Here is a 21,789-nt window from a genome sequence, read left to right on the forward strand (position 1 = left end):
ATTATTTAAAAGCTCACACTTAGGTTACATGAATAAATTCTCGGCAGGGTTGTGCCTATTCTGCCATCCACACTTACGGTCGACGGGTCTATGTGATACTTGTTCCTGGCCCAGAAAGCCAGATTCTGCACCTGCAAAGTCATTGTAAATGCACTTAAACCGTATCTCTTTATGTATTTGTTCGGTAAGTTAAATCCAAGCATAACCTCTTGCAGACGAATATTGTCTGCCGGTAAAATACTGTTACTGGAATAACGGGTAACAAATTCCCTGAAGGAATTGGTACCAGAAGTACCGATTTTTGGCACATCGGTAAAGTTCTCATCACCAGGTTTACGCCACCTATCAGCCACCAGACTGCTAGTCTCGGAATCATTTCCCGGATATGGAAGATAATACCGCATCACATAACCCAGGTTAAAGGTTAGTGCCACACGGGCAAAAAGCTGACGGAACCTGAATTCCTGAATCAAACCGCCCGTCCATGGTGCTTTGGTCACTCCCTGGTTCACCAGCGAAGCGGATATTGTAGCACTGTCCAGTACAGAGGTGACATTTCCATTGTTGTCATAAAACTGCGGATCGCCGCTTGAGTTCAGTCCGGCCCATCGCGGCGCCCAGATATTACTGACATCATAGCCCTCTCTGATCGCTAAAGTATATTCATTCGAAGCGGTGAACCGCGTAATTGGTACCTCTCTCGCGATATTGGTATTGTGTGCCCCATTGATGGTAATATTATAATTAATGTTATTGGTTTTGTAAACTACTGAGTTAAAGAAGAACTCCACGCCACGGTTTTTGATATTGCTGAAGCTTACCTGGCTGGACAGACCTGTACTTGGATCTGTTAAAACCGCCAGGTTATTCGATAAACCACTGGCATTCTGATCATAATAACGCACATCAATATTGTATCTGCTATCACTGAAACTGATTTTACCATGTGCTTCGAACAGATTACTTGCGGCAGGAAGCAGACCAAAATCGCTATTGGTAGCCTGACTAAACGAACCATTTGAGGCCACATTTGTGCTCTGCATCAAAGCCAGTCCCTGGTATGGACTAATTTGCTGCAAAATCATATTGAATGACAGATCACTGATCCGGTCAGATTTGAAATAACGCTCATGGACAATATCATAGTTAAAACTTCCATTGAACTGATTTGTCCCCTCAGGAGATTTAGCATAATTGAAGTGCAGGTTCAGCAATTTTTTCCTCATAAACATATCCAGTCCGGCACTCAGGTATTTTGTCGTAGCAGCTACGGCACCAGCCCCATTACCGGAATTGGTGGCTGCCAGATTTCCCCTCATGTTTTGCGTATTGTAGGCCGTATTCACTACAATGGCACTATCTGCAAATGCCAGTGTCAGTTTTTGATATAAAACCTTTGAACGCTGTCCTTGCTGTTGTGTCGGCGTAGCACCGTTTACCAGGATATAGTAAGTATTCCAATAGTTCTGCAAATACCTGGTATTGGTATAATTGCCGGGAAGATTAGGCATTTGAACACCATTCGCTCCCACAGAAACCAGCACATCTTTTAAAAAGCCATTCCAGTTTTTGACCAGCAGTCCTGTTACGTCAGTGTTATAGGAAGATAAAACGGAATAAGTAGCAGATTGCCCGTATAGCGGATTTAATACAGTAGTATATAAACCTGACACTTTTATTCTATCTGCAAAGCTATAGTTCAGCGATGCATTGCTATTGATGTTACGGGTTACAGCGGTATCTCCTGCCATATTTTGTGTGAGCGAAAAAGGGTAAGCGCTGGATGAGGCTCCAGAAAATAAAGCGTAAAAGTTGGTTATCGTACTTTGCGTTGAAGGGTTGGTGGGTAAATAAACAGGGGTACTTGTTTTTGTATTCCGGTTGTATCCATACAACGTAGGATAAGAAGGACTACTGGCGGTAATACTGGCAAGCCCGGCCCCTACGCCCAGGGCAATTGCATGTTTACCTAAAACCTTTGAGTAAGTTAAGCCTGATCTTACGTTTACATTATCGGTAGTCCGGTTATTCGCCTTCAATATATCACCGTAGGGCACATAAAAATTCACACCGGAGTTAGATAATTGCCCGTAAGTATTCACAAACTGCCTTACATAACTCGATTCCGCCCCATAAAGCGTACTGCTTTCGCTGCTTCTATGGGTATACAACACCGATGTTGCCCAGGTCAATCCAGGTAACAAGTTCCAGTTCATATTAAAATTGGACTGCCTGCTTTTCTCAATAGAGGATATATCATTTACCCTGTTATCTTCCAGCAGATTGACACCGAAATTTTTATATCCCCGTGATTCGATCAGCCGGTTACCAGCGGCAGACAAGCGCGTATAATCATAGATATAATTCCCTTGTGCGTCTACCAGCAACTGGTAGGGATCCATCCCGATATTGGTAGGGGAAAAGGCATAGCCATATTTTGACCTGGCATCGCTTAAATTGATGAGCCAGTTGATGTGCAGTTTATGGTTAAAAAAATTAAAGTTATTATTGAGGTTAAGGGAATAGGTATCATTCTTACTCCCCAGATTATTTGTCTTTCCTCCTATATAATTACCAATAGCGGTAAATCTGTAGGCTTGTGTCCCCCCGCTTACAGTTAAACTGTGATTTTGATTGAAAGCACTCTGCTGCAGCAACTTCATCTGGTCCTCGTTATCGAGACGTGACAGCGAATCCCATTTTGAATCAAATTGGGCAGTGCTGATTACCCCGTTTTTCACCTGGCTGAGCAGCTGTTTAGCTGGTGAAAGGTTGAATTGCGTAACACCATAGGTATTACTCAGCGCAGTGTTAACATCCTTCAGGTAATCCAGATAGGTACGGGAATCGGCCAGTTTCAATTGTGACCTGTTAAATACCGGAGCGGGTGAAAAATATAAACTGGTGGTGTAATTGATTTGCAGCTGTCCTGCTTTAGCCTGTTTTGATCGGATCAGAATAGCGCCACCAGCTGCCCTGGATCCCCATTTGATTAATTCTCTGGGATCCTTAACCACCTCAATGGATTCTACGTTGGTCATGGGATAATTAGCGGGGAAACCATCCTGCGGGAAACCATCAATCACGACGAGCATATTGGAGGTATTACTGCCAAAATTACTTGCCCCCCTGATCTCAGGAACCAGCGCGTTGGTAATGGTAGTGACTGTATTCAGACGGTACAGCAAACTAATTGAAGCCGGAACATTGGTTCCTTTGAGCAGGAGATCAATAATCTGCTGCCCCTGGGTTTTACCATAGTTACTCAGGAATTCTTCGACCGTATAACGTGTATAATTCATGAAAGGCTGACCATTTAAACGATTTGAATAGGCATCAATACTGGTGATCGTCTTCGTACTGGTGTTCACTACCTGTAAACTCAGTCCGGGAATAGTCCCCTGCAATACCTGCGCAAGATTCATATAGTTCCGGTTCTCCAGATTGACAAATTTGGTAGGATACAGTTTTGCATCATTGGATTCGATCTTCACCTCTGTCAGGTCAATAGACTTGTTATCGCCTTTTTCCAACTCGATTTTCAGATAGGTGGTATCCGTATAATCAACTGTTTTTTTCACAAAGCCGGCGGCTGACAGCAGGATAAAACCTGCTTCCCCCCCCTGTATCTTAAACTCACCATTGGCATTGGTTACACTTACCGTATTCAATGTGGGCTCTGATATGGTCACATTTTTAACCGGCAGCAGATTTTCGTCCACAACTGTTCCCCTAACCATTACTGAAGCTTGTTTTGGCGAAATATTTCTTTTCTGATCCTTATCTGCCTTATCCTGCTCCTTTTTAACCAGGATCGTCTGGGCAATGATTTTATAGGTTAAAGGCAGGTTCTTAAAAACCTGGCTTAGTGCATCCTGAATTGACCCCTTAGTCAGATTAACGGTTACTTTCGGGATATCACTGATGTCCTGACTGTCATATAGAAAAGTAAATTTAGATTGTAATTCTATGGATTTAAAGACTTTTTGTACTTCAACATTTTTCTCGTGAATAGTAATCTGACTATAACTTTTGGAAGCCATCAACAGCACTACCGCAGTTATCATTATTGTTACCCAATTAATCCGCATTACAGACCTCCGCTTTAAAGTATTGATTTACAGCATTTTTCACAAATAGAAAGGAAGCAGATTTTATTTTTTTCGCAAGTAGCTGCAATACTCCCTGCAAGGGTTTAGATAAACCATTTAAATACATATTTTTGTAATTAAGATTAAACGTTAAGATTCGATTGCCAAATTGCTTGTTAATGGGTTAATTCAGATATTGACCGGGTAAGTGCTTCAACACTTCCCGGTTTTCTATGTTAACCTGCTGAGGATTTCCTCTGATCTTAATTGAGTAGTAGATATTTCTTCATGTGTTTCTTTTTGGGGTTAGCAAATCAGTGAATTAGGTTGGTTGTATTTTAAGGTTAATTTTTTACGATAATCTTTCGTCCTTCCATGCTAAAGCGCACATTGAAGTAGGTGAGCATCTGCAGAAATTCTGAAGCTTTAACATTGCGCTTGATTTTTCCTGAGAATTTTCTCTGGGGAATCTTTCCCTGGTATTCAACTTCCACATCATACCATCTAGAAGCCTGACGCATAATGGTTTCAATGCTGGCATCATTGATCTGAAAGAGTCCGTATTTCCAGGCCACTGCCTGTTCCAGATCTGCAGGTTTAACCAGAATTGGTCCGGACGATCTGTTGACTGCCTGCTGTCCGGGTTTGAGTAATGCCGAATAACGGCTGTTCAGCTGTTGAATTTTGACCGAGCCCTCCAGTAAGGTTGTTTTAATATCCGGCTCATCGGTATAGCTATTGATATTGAAGTGCGTCCCTAAAACTTCAACGGTCTGTTTGCCTGCTTTAACAAAAAACGGTTTCGTTTTATTTTTAGCTACTTCAAAATAAACTTCTCCGCTGATTTCGACATGCCTTTCGCTGCCTCTAAACTGGGTAGGGAAAACGATGGATGAAGCTGCGTTTAACCATACTTTGGTACCATCAGCGAGTATCACCTGGTATTGACCGCCTTTGGGTGTGGCAATAGTGTTATAAGCGAGCTTTCCTTTTTGAGCCTGACCAGATTTTGTTGCATCGTAAGCGATCTCCCCTTCCTGTGTTTTATTAATCGCAATTCCGTCCTGGTTAGTCAACGTTCCATTTTTGGCGCCGTTTAACACAATAGTTGATCCATCACTCAGCGTCAGTACCGCCTTGTTACCCCCGGGAACGAAGTCCATTTTTGCCATTTGCCTGCGGGTACTATGATTATCCACGAGGAAATAAGCAAAAATTCCCATACAGATCAGTATAGACGCGGCAGCAACATACTTGAACAGCCCATTTTTGCGGAAAAAAGTAATAATGGTTTTTTTCTGATTTGCAGCGGCGATCCCGGTTTGAATCTGCTGCAGCATTTTTTCCCTTTTACCTAAAACAAAAGGATTCCGCTCAGGTATATAAGTTTGATAAGTATCCTCCATCAGGTCCAGTAATTCCTTATCAGAATGCCTTTTATTGATCAGCATCATTAATTCATTCCGCTCTTCAGCGGTTGCTGTCTTATCAAAATATTTTTGAAATAAATCGTTTATACGGTTGTTCGGCATCATAGTGTTCAGAATAACAGCGTAAATTAACGCCATTATAACACTAAAGACACATTACTTTATAAAAAGGGGTAACGGTATTTTATTTTTTTAAAAAAAAATCAGAGGGGTAGATAAAACGAGTACAATCACAGCATCATTTTGAGAGGAAAGTTCATTTTTAATGAAACGCAGTGCAAGTTTAATATGCTTTTTAACAGTTTCCGGGGATATATCTAAGATTTTAGCAATTTCCTCATGCTTTAAACGCTCTTCCCTACTCATTTTATACACTTTTTTCTGTTGAGGAGGTAATTTTTCGATTGCATCATCAATTAAGGAGCGATATTCTTCGATAACAGGCGTATCATCTGGCATATAAGCTTCTTCTTCGAACTGCTTCAACCATTCCAGTTGCCGCACTTTATCATTTGCTTTTTTCCGCAGATGATTGAGGGTTTGATTTTTGGAAAGAATGAATAAGTAATAACTGAAGTTGTCTAGCTCGGGAAGCGTTTCCCTTTTGAGCCAGATTTTTATAAAAACATCCTGCACAATTTCTTCGGTAACCTCGATCGATTCCGTGAGTTTATACACATACTCGCCTAGTTGTCTGTAATAGGCATCAAAGAGTTCGGTAAATGCACGTTCATCCCCTTTTGCGACTAATGCAAGTAATTCAGCTTCGTTTTTAACAGGTGTCAGGCCCAATGTTTGATATAAATTCTAAAGTTATATAAAATGTATGTCTTTTCACAAGCGCCACAGTTAATATTCAATTTTAACCATAAACGCCTCCCGCCAGCCTTTTTCTGTATGACGAGTTTCAGCTTTTCAATTGACGCTCCTGATATGGTAATAATTTAATACCTTCCATTCATGAAACCTGCATAAATGATAAGCTAAAAGCTGAAATGAAAATGCGGCAGGCTTCATCGCCTTTAAAGCACAATATATCCCAATGAAAGACAGTCCCTACAAAAAAGCCAAAATGACAAACTGGTTCCAGCCGACCATGTTACTGAACATCGCTTTAAAATCAGTGATCTCAGGAACATTTGGCAACTATGCTGACCGAAGGGAGCTGCAGGCCGCATTAGGGACTAAGGATGAAGAAGCCGATCCGGGCAGGTTAAGGGAAAGACTGGCTGCCGGAAAAAAAGAGATATGGGTAGATTTTATCTGTGATACAGGCGACGGATTCAATTCCACTTACTCAGTCGCAAAAAAAGCTGCGCAGCAAATACTCAGTTTGCAAAGCGAAGATGGAAAAGATGCTCCGCACAACACCCGGCGCGGAGACCTGCTGGTTTTAGGCGGTGATGAAGTCTATCCCTTCCCTACCCTCGACACCTATAATTCAAAATTCCGCCTTCCTTTTGATGCGGCGGGCGACAGAACTGAAAAATTTACTGATGCCACGCGACCGTTGTTATTTGCCATTCCTGGTAATCATGACTGGTATGACGGTTTGGGTAATTTTATGAAACTCTTTTGTCAGCAACGCAGTATAGGCATCTGGCAGACCGTACAGAAAAGAAGCTATTTTGCCATTCCACTCCCGCATAATTATTGGATCTGGGCAACAGATATTCAGCTGAATTCCAATATAGACCAACCGCAGCTGGATTATTTCAGTCGTATTGCCAAAACGGAAATGCAGGAAGGTGATAAAATTATTCTGGTCACCGCAGAACCTGCATGGGTATATAATGAGATCAGGAAAAATGACCAGTCCTTTGACAGGCTGGAATTTTTTATTGCAAGACATATCCGTGATGAATATGGTATAATTGGGAAGAAGTTCAGGCTGGCGGTTAATATAACGGGCGACTTACACCATTACTCCCGTTACTCTGCTACGGAAAACGGACATCAATACATCACTTCAGGTGGCGGTGGCGCTTTTCTTCACCTCACGCACAACTTACCTGATGCGGTAGAATCCCTGGACAGTCGGACGGCAGCAGATAAAATTGCCCGGAAAAAAGTGTTTCCTGAGGTGGCCGATTCAAAAGCACTATTATTGGGGAACTTACTTTTCCCCGTCAAAAACCCTGCATTTACGGGTCTGGCCGCTCTGGTTTATCTTTATTTGTTCTGGTTATTTCAAAGTCACCACGTGGCGCTGACGGGAGGATTTTTTCTGGAAGGATTTACAGGTATTTCCACAGCACGTTTTTTTGAAACGATGGCCGTTTATTTTCTGGGAGGCCCCTCACTGGCCATCAGCATCGGCGCACTTTTTGCTGGCTTCTGGTTGTTTGTAGACCGGGTGTCCACAAAAGCCGGGAGCTCTTTGATCGGACTATTACATGCACTATGTCAGACAGTGATGTTATTCGGCACGATGTATTGGCTGGCACAAACCACCCTGATGGATTATTGGGGAAGCTGGTGGGGAAATGCGCTGATTGTATTGATTTTCAGTACGGTTGGCGGAACCATTTCTTCTTTACTGATGGGCGTCTATCTTTACTTATCTAATCTCCTGCTGAGTATGCACGAGGATGAATCCTCTTCTTCTCTGGCAAACCCTGACTTTAAGAACTTCATCAGAATGAAAATTCACGACAAGGGAATCGACATTTATCCGATTGGTATCAAAAAAGTGCAGAAAGACTGGAAGGTAACGGGCACGCAAAAGCAGATCACTGTTGAAGGTAAAGATTTTGAAACCATATTGATAGAAAAACCTATCCATGTATTGGATCACATGCTTTAGGCTGCCCGCTTGTTAAGACCAGAATCCTTTCACACGAATCTGCTCATGCCCCATTTTTTTTAATAATTTGCGTAATGCGACGACCAACTGATGATTCCCATTGATATAAAATGAGGTATTGGCAATAGCATACTGTTGTTTGATCAGCCAGTCTGCCAGTTCATCGTAACTGGACATGGTATTGATTGCCGGAGAAAAGTTATCACGCAGCAAGTTTGTGCTTTGCGTTTTATCAAGAACTACAGCCATATCTAAACGACTGACAGGAACGGTAAGTTGCTGAAGCGCCAGTAAATGTCCGACACTGCTGGCATCACCCAGACCAACCACAAAATCTGTAGGATGTGGAAACTGACGTGTACTTTCCGGACGGAAATAAGAAACGCTATCACCACTTTTCAGCTTTTTTGCCCAGCTGCTTCCCGGCCCCTGGTGATCCGCATCAATCAATATGGAACAAGTTGAGGTTTCCTCATCCCATCCAAAGGGACTATAATCTCGGAAGCTGAATCCATCAACGCGAAACTTGATGTAGGGAATCTGCCTCCAGTCGCGCATGTTAACAGAAGGCAGGTGAAGTTCAATTTCTATTAACCTGGATTCTTCCCAGCTGCGCACATTCAATACGTTTCCAGCATTTAGCAGCTGGCTTTCAATTAACTTCCCTGCTTTATCTTTGATTTGGCTTAATATGGATTTTTTCATGTGACATTAAATTAATGCCACAAAGAAACCTGATTTTCAACGGGTTTAAAATAGCACATATCGTGTATTTGTAGCACTATTCCCGGTATTGCCGCCAAAAACACCTTGGCTGTAAAAAAAAAGCCGCTGGCATTAAATACCAGCGGCTTCATCAAAAATTATAACTTAAATTGCAGCTTGCGCATCTCTTAAAGCTTTGATGGCATCGTGACCAGCATTTACACCAACTTGTTGTTGCAATAATACTGTTCTCACATTTTCACCTAATTCATTTTCCTGAAGTGCATCTCTGTAGGCTTTTTTGATCGCATCCTCACCTCTTTCACATTCCGCTAAGATACTGTGACGGTCATCACCACCAAATCCTGCTTTGATATCTATCCAGGCTCTGTGTAATGTACCCAGAATCGTATTACCCGTATCAGGATTTTCTCCGTTTCTGCCAACCAGACCAGCAAGTTCGGTTACATTCGCTCTGCTCTCTGATGATAATTTATCGAAGATAGCTTTCAGGTCAATATTTTCATCCTTCAAATCTGCCGCTGCTTTATTAAATCCATCAGCTCTATCATTGTTAATCTCAATAAGGTCGTTTAAAACCTCAACTGTTTTTTCTGTGTTTTCCATTTTAATCTATTTTGGTAGTTGTTAGCTATTAAACAGCATCACAGGATGATAGTTTGAAATATTATTTTTTTTAGTTTGCGCAACATTTTCTCTACGAGCTTGTTATCTATAAAAAACAAAAATATATGAAAAACTTATTTTTATTTACGCTCAGCCTTATTTCATTAACATTTCTGGCATCACAGACCTTCGCACAATCAGAAGAATCACGCAATAAGATACAGCTGATCATAACGCATGATGGTAAATCAATAACAGCCGATTTAAATTCATTGAGCACAACCATTTCACGAACAAGTGAAGAAGATATAGCTGAGGTAAAAACAGCTGCAGATACAAGTAAAACTAAACTGCCGTCCCCCGGCACCACTGGTTCTGCATTTTATTTATCATTTGATATCAAACAGATGAGCAATGACCTGCTAAAGGTATTCGCCAGAAAAAAAACACGCTTTGATGGAACAATTACCATTACGGATAGCTATGGTAAAAATGCACCAAGAAGTATCAGGTTCAAACAGGCATCCTTATACAACTATTCAGATCAGTTCTCCTCCGCATCTTATGGCGACACCTACGGAAGTTCTGTCATTGCAATTATGTGTAAGGAAGTTGCGATCAATGGAATAACTATAGAACAATAAGGCCGGCATCATTATCCTAACGACTCCATCGTGATTTTGAAAGATCGTGATGGTTTCGTATTATTGAACTAGGCCTCATCATTATGCATATACAAAGCTATTTCCGCATTGTTATTTTTGTACTGCTCAGCATCTTTTCCATAAATGCTTCCGCACAGGGCAGGAATAGTGACAGTTCAGTTACCAGCAGGGATAGCATTGCAAAAGGATTTGTGGATAGAATGCAGGATTTCGCAAAAGAGTCTGCCATCAAGAGCAAGGCCGAATTTGACGCAGATAAAGCAATTGCAATCCAGTTAAGAATCTTCGAAGAAGTAAGACTGACAATGCAGAGCGCGAAGAGTTATATGAAATCGGGTCTCGATACCTCGGCACTCAAGCAAAACCTGAAGGAAATTCAGGGCGACTTCACAATAGCTGCTGACGGCGTTTTTATCAACAAAGGAACGGCCCAGACTTATCGCAACCTGACCGCAACTAAAAAAATAATCAATGAGCTGATTGGTGAGGCAAGGGTGAGCAAGCTGAGACTGGATACCAGACAGCAGGCACTGACCGGATACAGGTTTCGAATGGATTCATTGTTGACCACCCCGGCACTTTTTAATTTCCCGAAGGATTCCCTGGAATTGATGGATTACCTGCACAGCCTGGTTACGCTTGCCAAGGAAACGGGTCCTGTAGACTCAGCACTCAGAATTGCCGGACGGAATGTACAGCGACTGCTCAATGCCTACAATCTGGAAATCAACCAGCTGAAACTAAGTGTAGATGAAATTGAGCACGATGAGCAGAAGATGGCAAAAACCACTCTGAGCAGGGAATTTCCCAATCTTTGGAAAACACCAGGATCCTACAGACCTTTTCAGGAAATCCTGAATTTCTCCAAAGTAAAGGGGCTGCTCACCCTCCGGTTTTATGCCATTAATAATCTCTGGAAATTAGTAGCATTTACCGGATTGGCTATGCTTTCCTTCCTCTACCTGCGTTCCCTGAAGACGATTTATACTTCGAAGGGATTAATGAATAACAGTTATGAAGGACAACTGGTCATCCGATACCCGGTGTTATCTGCAGTACTGCTGGTGATCAGTATATTTCAGTTCATATTTTTTTCTCCGCCTTTTATTTTGAACGTTATATTCTGGCTGATCTCCTGCATCTGCCTCACAATTATTTTCAGGGGCTATATTACCCGATACTGGATGTGGGTATGGCTGCTCATGGTGACTTTTTTCTTTTTGGCCGCAGCAGACAACCTCGTGTTGCAGGCATCCAGAACTGAGCGCTGGTTTATGCTTGTGGTAGCCCTGGCAGGCATTTTTTCGGGTATTGTTATCATTTTTCAGCGACGTCAGCATGAATTGCGGGAGAAATGGATAGCCTATTCCATTGGTTTTATGGTTTTCCTGGAAATATGTTCGGTCGCCTTAAATATATTCGGCCGCTACAATGTCTCCAAAACCTTATTCATAGGGGGATTTCTGAATGTGATTATTGCCATACTATTCCTTTGGGTAGTCAGGTTTATCAACGAGGGATTGGTTCTCGCTTTCGATGTTTATACGGTTCAGGATAAAAAGCTGTTCTATTTAAACTTTGGACGGGTAGGGTCAAGAGCGCCCTTTTTGCTGTATGTACTTTTGGTATTGGGATGGATCGTCTTAATGGGTCACAATTTTCCTTTATTTGAATATCTTTCTCAGCCGCTACTGAACTTTTTAAGCAGGGACAGAACCATCGGGGATTATACATTTACGATCAATTCCCTGTTTCTCTTCTTTGCAATAATGTCCATCTCAGTTATTGTTTCTAAAATTGTTTCCTTTTTTGCCTCTGATGACCATCTGGGCACCAGCAAGGACAAGGAATCAAAAAAACAAAGATTAGGCAGCTGGGTACTACTGGTACGCATATTTATCCTGTCCACAGGTCTTTTTCTGGCCATTGCAGCCGTGGGTATCCCTATGGATCGCATCACTATTATTATAGGGGCATTGGGTGTTGGGATTGGATTCGGCCTGCAAACCCTGGTTAACAATTTAGTCAGCGGCCTTATCATTGCTTTTGAAAAACCAGTTAATGTAGGTGATATTGTCGATGTGGATGGCCAGGGTGGCACAATGAAGTCCATCGGTTTCCGTAGCAGTGTGATCACCACCTGGGATGGTGCTGATTTAGTGATGCCAAACGGCGACTTACTGAACTCCCACCTGATGAACTGGACCTTAGCGGGAAACCGCAAGCGGGTGTCCATCCTCATCGGTGTGTCTTACGATGCTGATCTGGAAAAATGCAGAAAAATAGTGAAGGAATTACTGGATGCAGAAGAACGGATCAGCAAATCGCATCCTCCGGTTGTACAATTTGAAGAGTTTGGTGCCAGTGCAATCCATCTCAAAATCTATTTTTGGACCAAACATATGTCCGATAACAATTCTACCAGAAGTGATCTGGTGATATCCATTACTAAAGCGTTCAAGTCTAATCAGATTCAAATACCTTTCCCTCAACAGGATGTGCATTTACATATGGAGAAGCAGGAGAATGAAAAAACAAGGGGAAGCTCCTGATAAATCTTCCCCATGCAGAATTATGCAGCCCTTCTGTTTCTTAACTCATCCACTTCAGATTGGCGGAAGTAAATGGTTGTCTTATACCAGAATTTGTAAGTCAAATTGATTATGTTTATTTGCTGATACCATATGCAACAACTCAAAGATATATCAACAACCATCTTGTCGGTCGCTACCCAGCGTGGCCCGGAAAAAAGCACCTGTCCATCAGAAATTGCACGAAAGCTATTTCCTGATGACTGGCGTAATCATATGAAAAATGTAGTAGACGTAGCTATAGATTTACATCATCAGGGTAAAGTGATGATCACACAAAAAGGGATAGCCATCGATGTGAATCACATTAAAGGACCTGTTCGCATTAAAATCATCTTACCTTAATAGCATAATTATCTGGTTTTAACTGTTATCTGTCCGTTTTCCAAACCTTCACTGATTGCCTGCAGCCGTGTGACTCCCTTCTCTTTTTGCGCCTGCAAAATAATTTGGCATTTACCATTGAATAACTTTCTTTTCCATTTCCCCTCTTCGCATTGATCTGCTTCATGACTGCTGGGATCACCATTGCCTACCCCAATGATTTTCAGACCACTTTGTACGGAAAATTCAACGCTTGAGTTTACATCGGGAACCGACCTTCCCTGCTTGTCTACAGCTGTCACATTCACCACAACAACATCTTTTCCATCTGCTTGAACCTGTGCCCGATTCGCATCAAGTACCAAACGGTAAGGGCTTCCGGTAGTTTCTATTTTAGCTGTTATCTTTTTTCCTTTTTTATAAGCTATGGCTGATAAAGTACCGGGATGGTAGGGCACGTTCCATTTCAGGTGACTGTTGCGTGGCATTGTTTTTTGCCCCTGACTTTTACCATTCAGGAATAACTCTACTTTATCGGCATTGGTATTTACCCAAACCTCTATGGGCTGCCCCTCTTTTCCTTTCCAGTTCCAGTGTGGCGAAAGGTGCAGCACATCTTTATCTGTCCACCAGGATTGATAGTAATAATAAATATTTTTCGGAAAACCACAAACATCCATCACCCCGAAATGTGAATTGATATTTGGCCATTCATAAGGTGTAGGCTCCCCTCTGTAATCAAATCCTGTCCAGATAAATCCGCCCTGCCAAAAATCATTTTCCGCAGCAAGCGTCCACCACTCTTCAGCTTTACTGGCCCACCAGGGTGCAGTAATGTCCTGATCTGGCACATAACCGGCTATAGAATCTTTCACATAAATACCTCTGGTGGTTACTGTGCTCCCCATCTCTGTACCTATAAGAGGCTGATCAGGATGATCTTTATGGTAATCGGCAACGGCAAACTGACGATAATTAAATCCCCTTACAGGGATTACCTCATTAACGCCATTAAACACGTTGGGCAGATCGGCGGCATAAGTACTGGTACGGTAAGGATCCAGTTCATGCTGTTTTGCCAATAGCGTCTGTGCAATACGTTTACCTACGGAACTGGTTTGCAGTAAACCTTCCTCGTTACCTATGGACCATAAAAATATGCTGGGATGGTTTCTGTCTCTTTTGATCAGCCTTTCTAACTGTGACAGGTATTCAGCGCCACTGTTTAACAAGCGCTGCTCATCTAGCACCAACATTCCCAGGCTATCGCAGGCGGCGAGCAATTCCGGCGTTGGTGCATGGTGACTCGCCCTGTAGGCATTACAGCCCATTTGTTTCAATAAGCTTATCCGGTAATACTGCATCTCATCTGGTAAAGCGCTACCGAGACCGGCATGATCCTGATGGTTGTTTGTCCCCTGTATCTTAATGTGTTTCCCGTTCAGAAAAAAGCCCTTTACAGGATCCATATGAATAGTTCTGATGCCATAACGCGTCACCGTACTATCCAATACTTTGGTTCCGGATTTTAAAAGGGTAACGACTTTATAGAGATAAGGATCTTCGAGCGACCAGCGTTTGGGCTGATCCAGGTTTATCACCTGCTTAGTCTGTCCCTTTGCATTCACCGCAAGGTCGAGATGCTGTACTGCTGCAGCTGATACCTTTCGGCCATTTCTATCTGTAATATAACTATACAATTGTATTTTACCAGGCTGCTGCCCCAGGTTCTGTACGGTTGATTCTACGGTCACCCTTGCTTTTTGATCTTCTATATCAGCATGAATAAAAATTCCGTCTTGCGGCAGATGAATATTGTCATACTGGTTGAGCCAGACATGCCTGTAGATCCCTGCCCCCTCATAAAACCAGCCCTCATATTGGGTAGCATCTACCCTCACTGCAATCACATTGTCTTTCCCATAAATAAGGTTGTCTGTCAGATCATAACTGACCCCCAGGTAACCACTGGCATTCCTGCCGAGATATATACCATTGACCCATACCTCCGCATCTCTGAAAATCCCGTCAAACTGTACCTGGAAACGCTGACCTGAATCTGCTTTTGACACAGTAAAATGTTTACGGTACCAACCGATGCTTGTTGCAGCAAATAAACCTCCTACCGGCTTATAACCATGTGCCAGAACATCTGCATTGGCAGATTGTGCAAATGGAAGTCCCGCTGCCCAGTCATGCGGCAGATTCAATTTCCGCCATGCTGTATCGTCAAATACAGGACTAATTGCGGTCTGCTCTGCTTTGCCGGATTTAGCAAATAAGTTGGCTACTTTATAATTAAAGTCTTTAGCAGGATCAGCAGCATGCCCGAGACTGAATCTCCAGCCTTCATCAAAATTGAGGTGTGAGGGAAGAGAAGTTTTCTGGGCAGAAACAGGTTTCGGGCTAAAGAACTGGATGCTGGAAAGCAACAGGAACAATTTTATAAAATAGCGCATATCTATATTGTTATTTAAGATAAATAGATTCAATCTCCAGGGTATTAGGCTGGTCGGTTGTACGGTTATTCATACCGTAACCAAATGTCACTTCCAGTTTTCTCGCGTCTTGCAGATGGAAAACAGCTGAGGTAACCGATTGATAGTAAAGCGGTAAGAAGCCAGGATATGGCCGCGGAAGAAGTAATTGTGCATCTTTTTTCAAACTACGGAGAGGAATCTCAATGTCTGAGAACTCGTTGCTCACCACCGCTTCAGCAGAGTAGAAATCTGCATTTTCGGTAATCAGTCCCAATTTGATTTTGATAGACTTTTTATTACCGGTTTTCGCACGTATCACGATAGTCTTCAGCGCATCAATTCCCGGAGCGTTCGGGTCCATTAAATCTCCAAAATAACTTTGAATTCCAATTAAAGGATTTTGCTCAGTTGTATCCATCTTCAGTTTCAATACCGCAGCTCCGGGGATTTCGGCATCAATGTATTCAACCGCCTTGTTATTCCAGTCGGGATTATACACCGCTATTTTTTCCCTGTCTGTAACCGGATTAAATATTTTGATCAGTGATGTCCTGGGTGCCACAAATTCACCTGCTTTGATCACCCCAAGAGCACTTTGTGCAGTATAGCTGTTTTTCTTGTCTTTTCTGCTTAACCAGTAAACACCCGGGGAAACTTTAATTTCCTTGTCATTAGCGATAGCGGATACGGTCTTGTCATTAATTGCCGTTAGCCTGTAACCACTCCCCAGATCGGGCAGGTCCAGCACCATAGCATGACTGTCCCAGCTGATCCTGCTTACATCTTTACCGGGTGAATTCTTTTCAAAAGGGTCACGGATAAATACAGCATCAGGCATGACTTCCAATCGCCATAAACCTTCTTCCACATGGTCGATAAAATAAGCACCTGTTCCTTTATACGTACTTAACACAGAACTGCCCACACCTGCTATATGTTGCAGCAATGCCGGATTTACAGGCAACGAAGTAGTGGTATTGGAGAAATAAAATTCGTCGGCAGTATTCATCTCACTCAATGAATTTTTATGGTCAAGTCTGAAAGCGTCAAACAACGTATCTATCGCATATTTTTGAAGTCTCGGCAACTGGTGAAAAGCCCTGGAGGCAATGAGCAAGCTGATTGCCTTTGAAGGAGTATAGGCCAGATTTAAGTAATGTGTCTGATATTCTACATTGCTGGAAGCGGTGGCCATCGGATCATACGCAAATTGCGTAGCCCACTGAAATCCTGCTGCACGGAAACTCCTGGCCATGGCCGGATACATATAAGCAGCCAATACATCTGCCGCATCAAATTCATAAACCATCTTCGCCCGGTTTTTAAAGCCGGGGATAGTATCGAAAGGAATGCTGTATGCTGATACGTTCGGCAGGTAATTGCCCTGCTGGGTGTGGCCGGCGACAAGCCCCGTGGGATACCATTGGAAACTATGGCCCTGTACATCTGCTTTGACGATGGCGCCGGCATATTTTGGCGATTCACTGATATTATAGAAAACGGGTTTCTTCCAGCCCGTCTGACGAATCGCTTTCACCATACGGTTAACATATTCAGTTGTTCTTGCCGGCGGACCGCTATGCTGCGGCTCATTGTTCACCTCAGTGGCAATCACATCCGGATCCTGCTGATAGGTAAGTCCGGTATAGCGGTTTTTATGCTTAAAAAATTGGGTCAGGTAGTTTTCCTGAGCTAAAAAAGCAGCTTCTTCTACCAGTGCGCGTTTTTTGCCATATTTTGAAGAGAAACTGCCCGTATTTTCATCCTTTTCCGGATAACCATTCCCCCAAAAGGCAATGGGCGTAATAATTGTTTTTATATTTCTCTTTTTAAGTTCAGCCAGCAGGAAATCGAATAACCGGAGATGTTCGTTATTGATGAGGTTGCCTAATGTGTCAGAAATTTCTGTATCCCATACATGCACCCTGAACGCATCCAGACCAAGGCGTGAAAAATGATACACATCATCTCTGATGGCCTGCTCTACAGAAATGCCCAGCCGATTGATAGAGCGGTAACCATAAGCAAATGGTGCCGTATAATTCACACCAAAAAAAGCAGCTTCCTGTTGGTTTTTCTCCCAGCGAATCACCCCCTTCGCATCTATATAAATCCCTTGTTTAGCGGCTGATGATTTTTTGGATTGTGCAGTAGCATGTAATGAGAAGGCAGTAGCCAGGGCAAATAAAAAGTATTTCTTAATCATATCAGGTTTAAGGTAAAAAAGCATCCATTGCTATTGTTGGCTTTCCGGTATCGTCAAATGCACCCAGTTTATAACCACTCCAGCTATTGTAAGATTGCGGCTCCCAGTAAAAAACGCCCAATCCTTTTTGATTAGGCAGGGATTTGTTTTTGGTTAGCAGATCAGTAATAAAAGCTTTAGAGGCGGCAGCTTCGGCGACCGGCATACCTACTTCGCAGATCATAATCTCCGAGCCATAACGCGTAACCATATCGTTCATATTGGCGAAACACTGTGTATTTTTTTCTGACCAATCTGCAATAGTCGGATATAAAGACATACCAATTACATCCCATTTGGCACCATTGTTTTTGAGTCCGTCAAACATCCATCTGAATAGTCCGTTATCATAGCCATTCGACAGGTGAACAATCACCTTCGAACCGGGATTAACTGATTTCACCGCATTATAACCAGAAAGTACCAGATCTGCAAAGTTTTTCATGTTAAGCGATGCCTTTCCCTCTTCCCACAACATCCCATTATTGGTTTCATTTCCTACCTGCACCCACTCAGGTACAATTCTATTGTTCTTCAAAAGTGTTAAAACTGCTGTGGTATGGCTGGCAACTGAAGTCTTCAGCGCCGCAATATCCTGCGACGCCCAGGCCGCAGGCTTATTTTGCTGCCCCGGATCTGCCCAGCTGTCACTATAATGAAAATCCAGTAATATCCGCATGTTCATGGTTTGTGCACGTTTTGCCTTGGCCAGTACATCATCTGCATTACACCATCCAGTTGCCGGATTTACCCATACCCTGAGCCGGATGGAATTTATTCCTTTATCGCTTAAAATCCGGAACAAGTCCTGTTGCACACCTGCACTAGTATAAAATTTCTTTCCGGCAGCTTCCATTTCGCTTACCCAGCTCACATCTGCGCCTTTGGCATAAGTACCTATAGGATCCGGCACCGGATAAATCTGGGTATCCCCTTTTGGCGTTTTTTCGCAGGCCGTGCTCAGCAGGGTAAACAGCGATAGCATTACTATACTCTTGAGGCTATATTTATTTTTAAAGATCATGTCTGTTTTAGTTAATTGAATAGGTATAATTTCCATCACCGCCACTTAAGTCCAGTGTTACTGTAAATACGCCGGTTTTGGTAACCGGGATATTGATGCCGCCCCAGGAAGGTGCTCCGGCAAACATCAATGTACCTTTATCATCCACTTTATAACTGATATCATATGCACCGTTACAGGTGAAAACAAATGCTTTCCCGGCGGTTAAGGAGACATTGGCAGCAATCCATTTTTTGGTGGCAGCATTGTAAATCATCGGTGTTGATGAAGTACTCCAGCCATTATCATCACCAGAAATAAAGAATTTTACGGGTGTGTAATTGATGGTCAGCGCATCAAGGTCTACGTTTACTTTCATATAAGCAGGCGATGGTGTCAGCCATAAATTACCTCCTCCTAAGCTTAAAGTATTCGCGTCTGTTCCCCAGCCATATACTTTTGCATCTTTCGCTGAAACAAGCTGGAAAGCATCACCACCCCATCCATCTGCATTTGGAAGGTCGATATATCCTTCATATTTGGAATTAAATTTAGCAGAAGTCAGCAGGAATCCTGCCGATTGCTCCAGGGGAGTTTTCCAGGAATTTGCGCCTTTCACCAATAATGCCGGATATTCCATAATTGCTTTATAAGGTGTTACATCCATTTTAAGCACGGAATAAATTGGTTGTATGGTAGAGCCTGTACCTATATTCTGGTTTACTTCTGTTTTTAAACGCACCACTAGTGTACTGTTTACGCCAGTTGGCAACAGCAGCTGTACCGAAAGCAAAGCGTTAAAATCCGCACCTGTGTAGGATTTCTGCAGACTATCGGCGGCAAGCTTAACGTTAATCGCTTTGCCCCAGGCATTGGCACCAATAGTATCTGCTGGCACATCAAATTGTAAGGTATAGACAGGAACGACTTTGATGCCATAATCCGGAGCTTTAAAAGTAAAAGTTACTACCCTGGAAGCATCAGTGGCTTCGGATAAAACTAAACTAGTCGCCGTACTGCTAAAAGAAAGCGAATTTGCTGCAGGCGGGATGACTATATTTTGAGACTGTTCCTTTTTACAAGCCGCAAAAAGGAAGATGATGAAGATCAGTAGAAACTGATTTTTCATAGCGTATGATTGGATGAATGAAGCTATCATGATTGCTGAACTAAATTAATAACCAGTGTTTTGAATTAAGTTTGGATTAGCAGAAAGGTCTGTGGGCGGCAAAGGGAAAATATTGAATTTCCCGGCTACGGAGGTACCTGCCCTCAATCCACCTTTCCATGACCATAAATAGGTGTTGGTGGTAAATTTATCAAAGCGGATCAGGTCTGTTCTTCTATGCCCTTCATAATACAGTTCACGGCCACGCTCGTCCAATATAAAGTCCCTCGTTAGTGCGCTGGCCGAGATATCTCCGGCAGTACTGCCATTATAAGCCCGTCTGCGTAATTTATTGACATAATCCAGTGCTTTGTTTAAATCACCGCCCGTACCTCCGCGCAATACGGCTTCCGCATAGGTGAGGTAAGTTTCACCCAATCTGAACAGGGGAAAATCTATATCTGAAAAATCTTTGGCAGCATCCTGGTTTGGCGCAGGGGCACCCGACCTGGTCTTGTTCCTGAATTTAGTACTGGAATAGCCGTCGGTTGAAACATACAGTTCAGTCATGTTCAGATTTTGCCCGGTCATATAAAACTGGGCACGGGAATCCGTATTACCTGTTTTATCTGCAAAAAGATTCACGAAATTCTCTGTAAAGCGTAGACCTCCCCAGTCGCCGTTTGAACCGGAAACATCTGCGGGAACGTGAGCAGGCCCGTGCATCAGGTAAGTAGTACCCCCAAAATTCTGCGTGCTTGTTCCATCGTAATTAATGGTCAGGATAAATTCATCTCTATTGAGGTGATTATCTGCCATGGTGAGTTCCCTGTAATTATTATGCAGGGAATAACCAGCCCCGGTTATTTTATCACAATAGGTAATGGCTTCCGTGTATTTTGCCGTACCAGTATACACTTCTGCATTCAGGTACATACGCGACAACAGTGCCCATGCCGCAGCCTGGTCTGCCCTGCCATATTCATTAGTTTTAGCAGGTGCCAGTTCTCCTTCTATGGCTTTAAGTTCAGTCTCTATATAGGTGAAGAGCTCTTTCCGCTGAATCTGTTTAGGAAAATCCTTTCCCCCAATTTCAACCGACTCCGTAACCATTGGCGGATTAGCATACAGGTCCATTAACACCCAGTACTGATAAGCCCTCAGAAAACGTGATTCTGCCCTGTACCGACGGATGTTATCTGCATCTGCACCGCTGATCCCCCTTTTAGAAAGATTGTCATCCGAAGACTGCCTGATAAAATCATTGCACAAAGTAATCTGAAAAAAAGACCTGTAATATAATCCGTTGATGATTGAATTAATCGAAGACCAGCTCAATTCATGCAAACCCTGAATTCCGGCATCACTTTGCCATGACCAGCCAGCTTCGTCCGTAGTCAGTTCCTGCAGGTTCCAGTATAACCTTAAAAAATCCGAGTTTCCCTCATCTTTAATAATTTCTACAGGAATATCCTGCTGCCCCGTGGTGGCATTACCGGTTAGCGCAAAAGCACCATATACTTTTGCCAACGCTTGTTTATAACCTTCAGGTGTAGTGTAAACTTTATCAGCTGTAAGGTCATTGGTCGGCGTCAGGTCCAATTTATTACAGGAAACCAGAGAGATCAGCGTTAAACAGGTCAGTGAAACCGTTTTGAAAAAGCCTGGCAACATATATTTTTGGTGAGAAGTATTCATTTTCTGTGAGATTAGA

At 42.8% G+C, this 21,789-nt stretch carries 14 protein-coding genes; 4 read left to right on the forward strand and 10 right to left on the reverse strand.

Going from position 1 to position 21,789, the window contains the following annotated elements; translation table 11 throughout:
• Positions 1-5: 5 nt before the first annotated feature.
• The 3 genes from OQX62_RS21800 to OQX62_RS21810 form a co-directional block, all read right to left on the reverse strand.
• On the reverse strand, positions 6-4,067 hold the full coding sequence (locus OQX62_RS21800; protein ID WP_265833779.1) for a SusC/RagA family TonB-linked outer membrane protein: 4,062 nt from the start codon (positions 4,065-4,067) through the stop codon (positions 6-8).
• A gap of 368 nt (positions 4,068-4,435) precedes the next feature.
• A complete protein-coding gene (locus OQX62_RS21805) occupies positions 4,436-5,626 on the reverse strand; it encodes a FecR family protein (protein WP_265833780.1) in 1,191 nt (396 codons plus the stop codon).
• 87 nt (positions 5,627-5,713) lie between these two features.
• The gene (locus OQX62_RS21810; protein ID WP_265833781.1) at positions 5,714-6,313 is read right to left on the reverse strand and encodes an RNA polymerase sigma factor; all 600 of its coding nucleotides are present in this window, start codon (positions 6,311-6,313) and stop codon (positions 5,714-5,716) included.
• Positions 6,314-6,563: 250 nt separating this feature from the next.
• Here OQX62_RS21810 and OQX62_RS21815 point away from each other — a divergent pair, with 250 nt between their 5' ends.
• Entirely contained in the window at positions 6,564-8,327 is a 1,764-nt protein-coding gene (locus OQX62_RS21815; RefSeq protein WP_265833782.1) for a hypothetical protein, read from the forward strand.
• 12 nt (positions 8,328-8,339) lie between these two features.
• On the opposite strand, the gene OQX62_RS21820 is transcribed toward OQX62_RS21815, so the two are convergent.
• A complete protein-coding gene (locus tag OQX62_RS21820; protein WP_265833783.1) occupies positions 8,340-9,032 on the reverse strand; it encodes a hypothetical protein in 693 nt (230 codons plus the stop codon).
• A 165-nt stretch (positions 9,033-9,197) separates the two neighbouring features.
• Positions 9,198-9,659 carry a PA2169 family four-helix-bundle protein gene (locus tag OQX62_RS21825; protein ID WP_265833784.1) on the reverse strand — a complete coding sequence of 154 codons (462 nt, stop codon included), beginning with the start codon at positions 9,657-9,659 and terminating at the stop codon, positions 9,198-9,200.
• Between the two features lie 125 nt (positions 9,660-9,784).
• Between OQX62_RS21825 and tssD the strand changes: the two genes are divergently transcribed.
• The 3 genes from tssD (at position 9,785) to OQX62_RS21840 (ending at position 13,260) form a co-directional block, all read left to right on the forward strand.
• On the forward strand, positions 9,785-10,303 hold the full coding sequence (gene tssD / locus OQX62_RS21830) for a type VI secretion system tube protein TssD (protein WP_265833785.1): 519 nt from the start codon (positions 9,785-9,787) through the stop codon (positions 10,301-10,303).
• A gap of 83 nt (positions 10,304-10,386) precedes the next feature.
• Positions 10,387-12,876 carry a mechanosensitive ion channel domain-containing protein gene (locus tag OQX62_RS21835; protein WP_265833786.1) on the forward strand — a complete coding sequence of 830 codons (2,490 nt, stop codon included), beginning with the start codon at positions 10,387-10,389 and terminating at the stop codon, positions 12,874-12,876.
• A 132-nt stretch (positions 12,877-13,008) separates the two neighbouring features.
• Positions 13,009-13,260: a DUF3253 domain-containing protein gene (locus OQX62_RS21840; RefSeq protein WP_265833787.1), complete on the forward strand. Its 252-nt coding sequence runs from the start codon at positions 13,009-13,011 to the stop codon at positions 13,258-13,260.
• Between the two features lie 8 nt (positions 13,261-13,268).
• On the opposite strand, the gene galA is transcribed toward OQX62_RS21840, so the two are convergent.
• From galA to OQX62_RS21865, 5 genes are read right to left on the reverse strand one after another with little or no spacing between them, the layout of a single operon-like run.
• Positions 13,269-15,698: a beta-galactosidase GalA gene (gene galA / locus OQX62_RS21845; protein WP_265833788.1), complete on the reverse strand. Its 2,430-nt coding sequence runs from the start codon at positions 15,696-15,698 to the stop codon at positions 13,269-13,271.
• Between the two features lie 10 nt (positions 15,699-15,708).
• Positions 15,709-17,925, reverse strand: a complete 2,217-nt coding sequence (locus OQX62_RS21850) for a cellulase family glycosylhydrolase (RefSeq protein WP_265833789.1) — start codon at positions 17,923-17,925, stop codon at positions 15,709-15,711.
• Positions 17,926-17,932: 7 nt separating this feature from the next.
• A complete protein-coding gene (locus OQX62_RS21855; RefSeq protein ID WP_265833790.1) occupies positions 17,933-18,988 on the reverse strand; it encodes a glycoside hydrolase family 53 protein in 1,056 nt (351 codons plus the stop codon).
• 7 nt (positions 18,989-18,995) lie between these two features.
• Positions 18,996-20,096 (reverse strand): SusE domain-containing protein, encoded by a 1,101-nt coding sequence (locus tag OQX62_RS21860; RefSeq protein WP_265833791.1) that lies wholly within the window; start codon positions 20,094-20,096, stop codon positions 18,996-18,998.
• Between the two features lie 45 nt (positions 20,097-20,141).
• Positions 20,142-21,773 (reverse strand): RagB/SusD family nutrient uptake outer membrane protein, encoded by a 1,632-nt coding sequence (locus tag OQX62_RS21865; protein WP_322973790.1) that lies wholly within the window; start codon positions 21,771-21,773, stop codon positions 20,142-20,144.
• Positions 21,774-21,789: the final 16 nt, after the last annotated feature.

The organism is Pedobacter sp. MR2016-24, assembly GCF_026239655.1.
Taxonomy (GTDB): domain Bacteria; phylum Bacteroidota; class Bacteroidia; order Sphingobacteriales; family Sphingobacteriaceae; genus Pedobacter.

Excerpts from the sequence above, each read along its gene's own strand:
- OQX62_RS21800 (WP_265833779.1), bottom strand. The coding sequence starts at position 4,067 with ATGATAACTGCGGTAGTGCTGTTGATGGCTTCCAAAAGTTATAGTCAG.
- OQX62_RS21805 (WP_265833780.1), bottom strand. The coding sequence starts at position 5,626 with ATGATGCCGAACAACCGTATAAACGATTTATTTCAAAAATATTTTGAT.
- OQX62_RS21815 (WP_265833782.1), top strand. The coding sequence starts at position 6,564 with ATGAAAGACAGTCCCTACAAAAAAGCCAAAATGACAAACTGGTTCCAG.
- OQX62_RS21820 (WP_265833783.1), bottom strand. The coding sequence starts at position 9,032 with ATGAAAAAATCCATATTAAGCCAAATCAAAGATAAAGCAGGGAAGTTA.
- OQX62_RS21825 (WP_265833784.1), bottom strand. The coding sequence starts at position 9,659 with ATGGAAAACACAGAAAAAACAGTTGAGGTTTTAAACGACCTTATTGAG.
- tssD (WP_265833785.1), top strand. The coding sequence starts at position 9,785 with ATGAAAAACTTATTTTTATTTACGCTCAGCCTTATTTCATTAACATTT.
- OQX62_RS21835 (WP_265833786.1), top strand. The coding sequence starts at position 10,387 with ATGCATATACAAAGCTATTTCCGCATTGTTATTTTTGTACTGCTCAGC.
- OQX62_RS21840 (WP_265833787.1), top strand. The coding sequence starts at position 13,009 with ATGCAACAACTCAAAGATATATCAACAACCATCTTGTCGGTCGCTACC.
- galA (WP_265833788.1), bottom strand. The coding sequence starts at position 15,698 with ATGCGCTATTTTATAAAATTGTTCCTGTTGCTTTCCAGCATCCAGTTC.
- OQX62_RS21850 (WP_265833789.1), bottom strand. The coding sequence starts at position 17,925 with ATGATTAAGAAATACTTTTTATTTGCCCTGGCTACTGCCTTCTCATTA.
- OQX62_RS21855 (WP_265833790.1), bottom strand. The coding sequence starts at position 18,988 with ATGATCTTTAAAAATAAATATAGCCTCAAGAGTATAGTAATGCTATCG.
- OQX62_RS21860 (WP_265833791.1), bottom strand. The coding sequence starts at position 20,096 with ATGAAAAATCAGTTTCTACTGATCTTCATCATCTTCCTTTTTGCGGCT.
- OQX62_RS21865 (WP_322973790.1), bottom strand. The coding sequence starts at position 21,773 with ATGAATACTTCTCACCAAAAATATATGTTGCCAGGCTTTTTCAAAACG.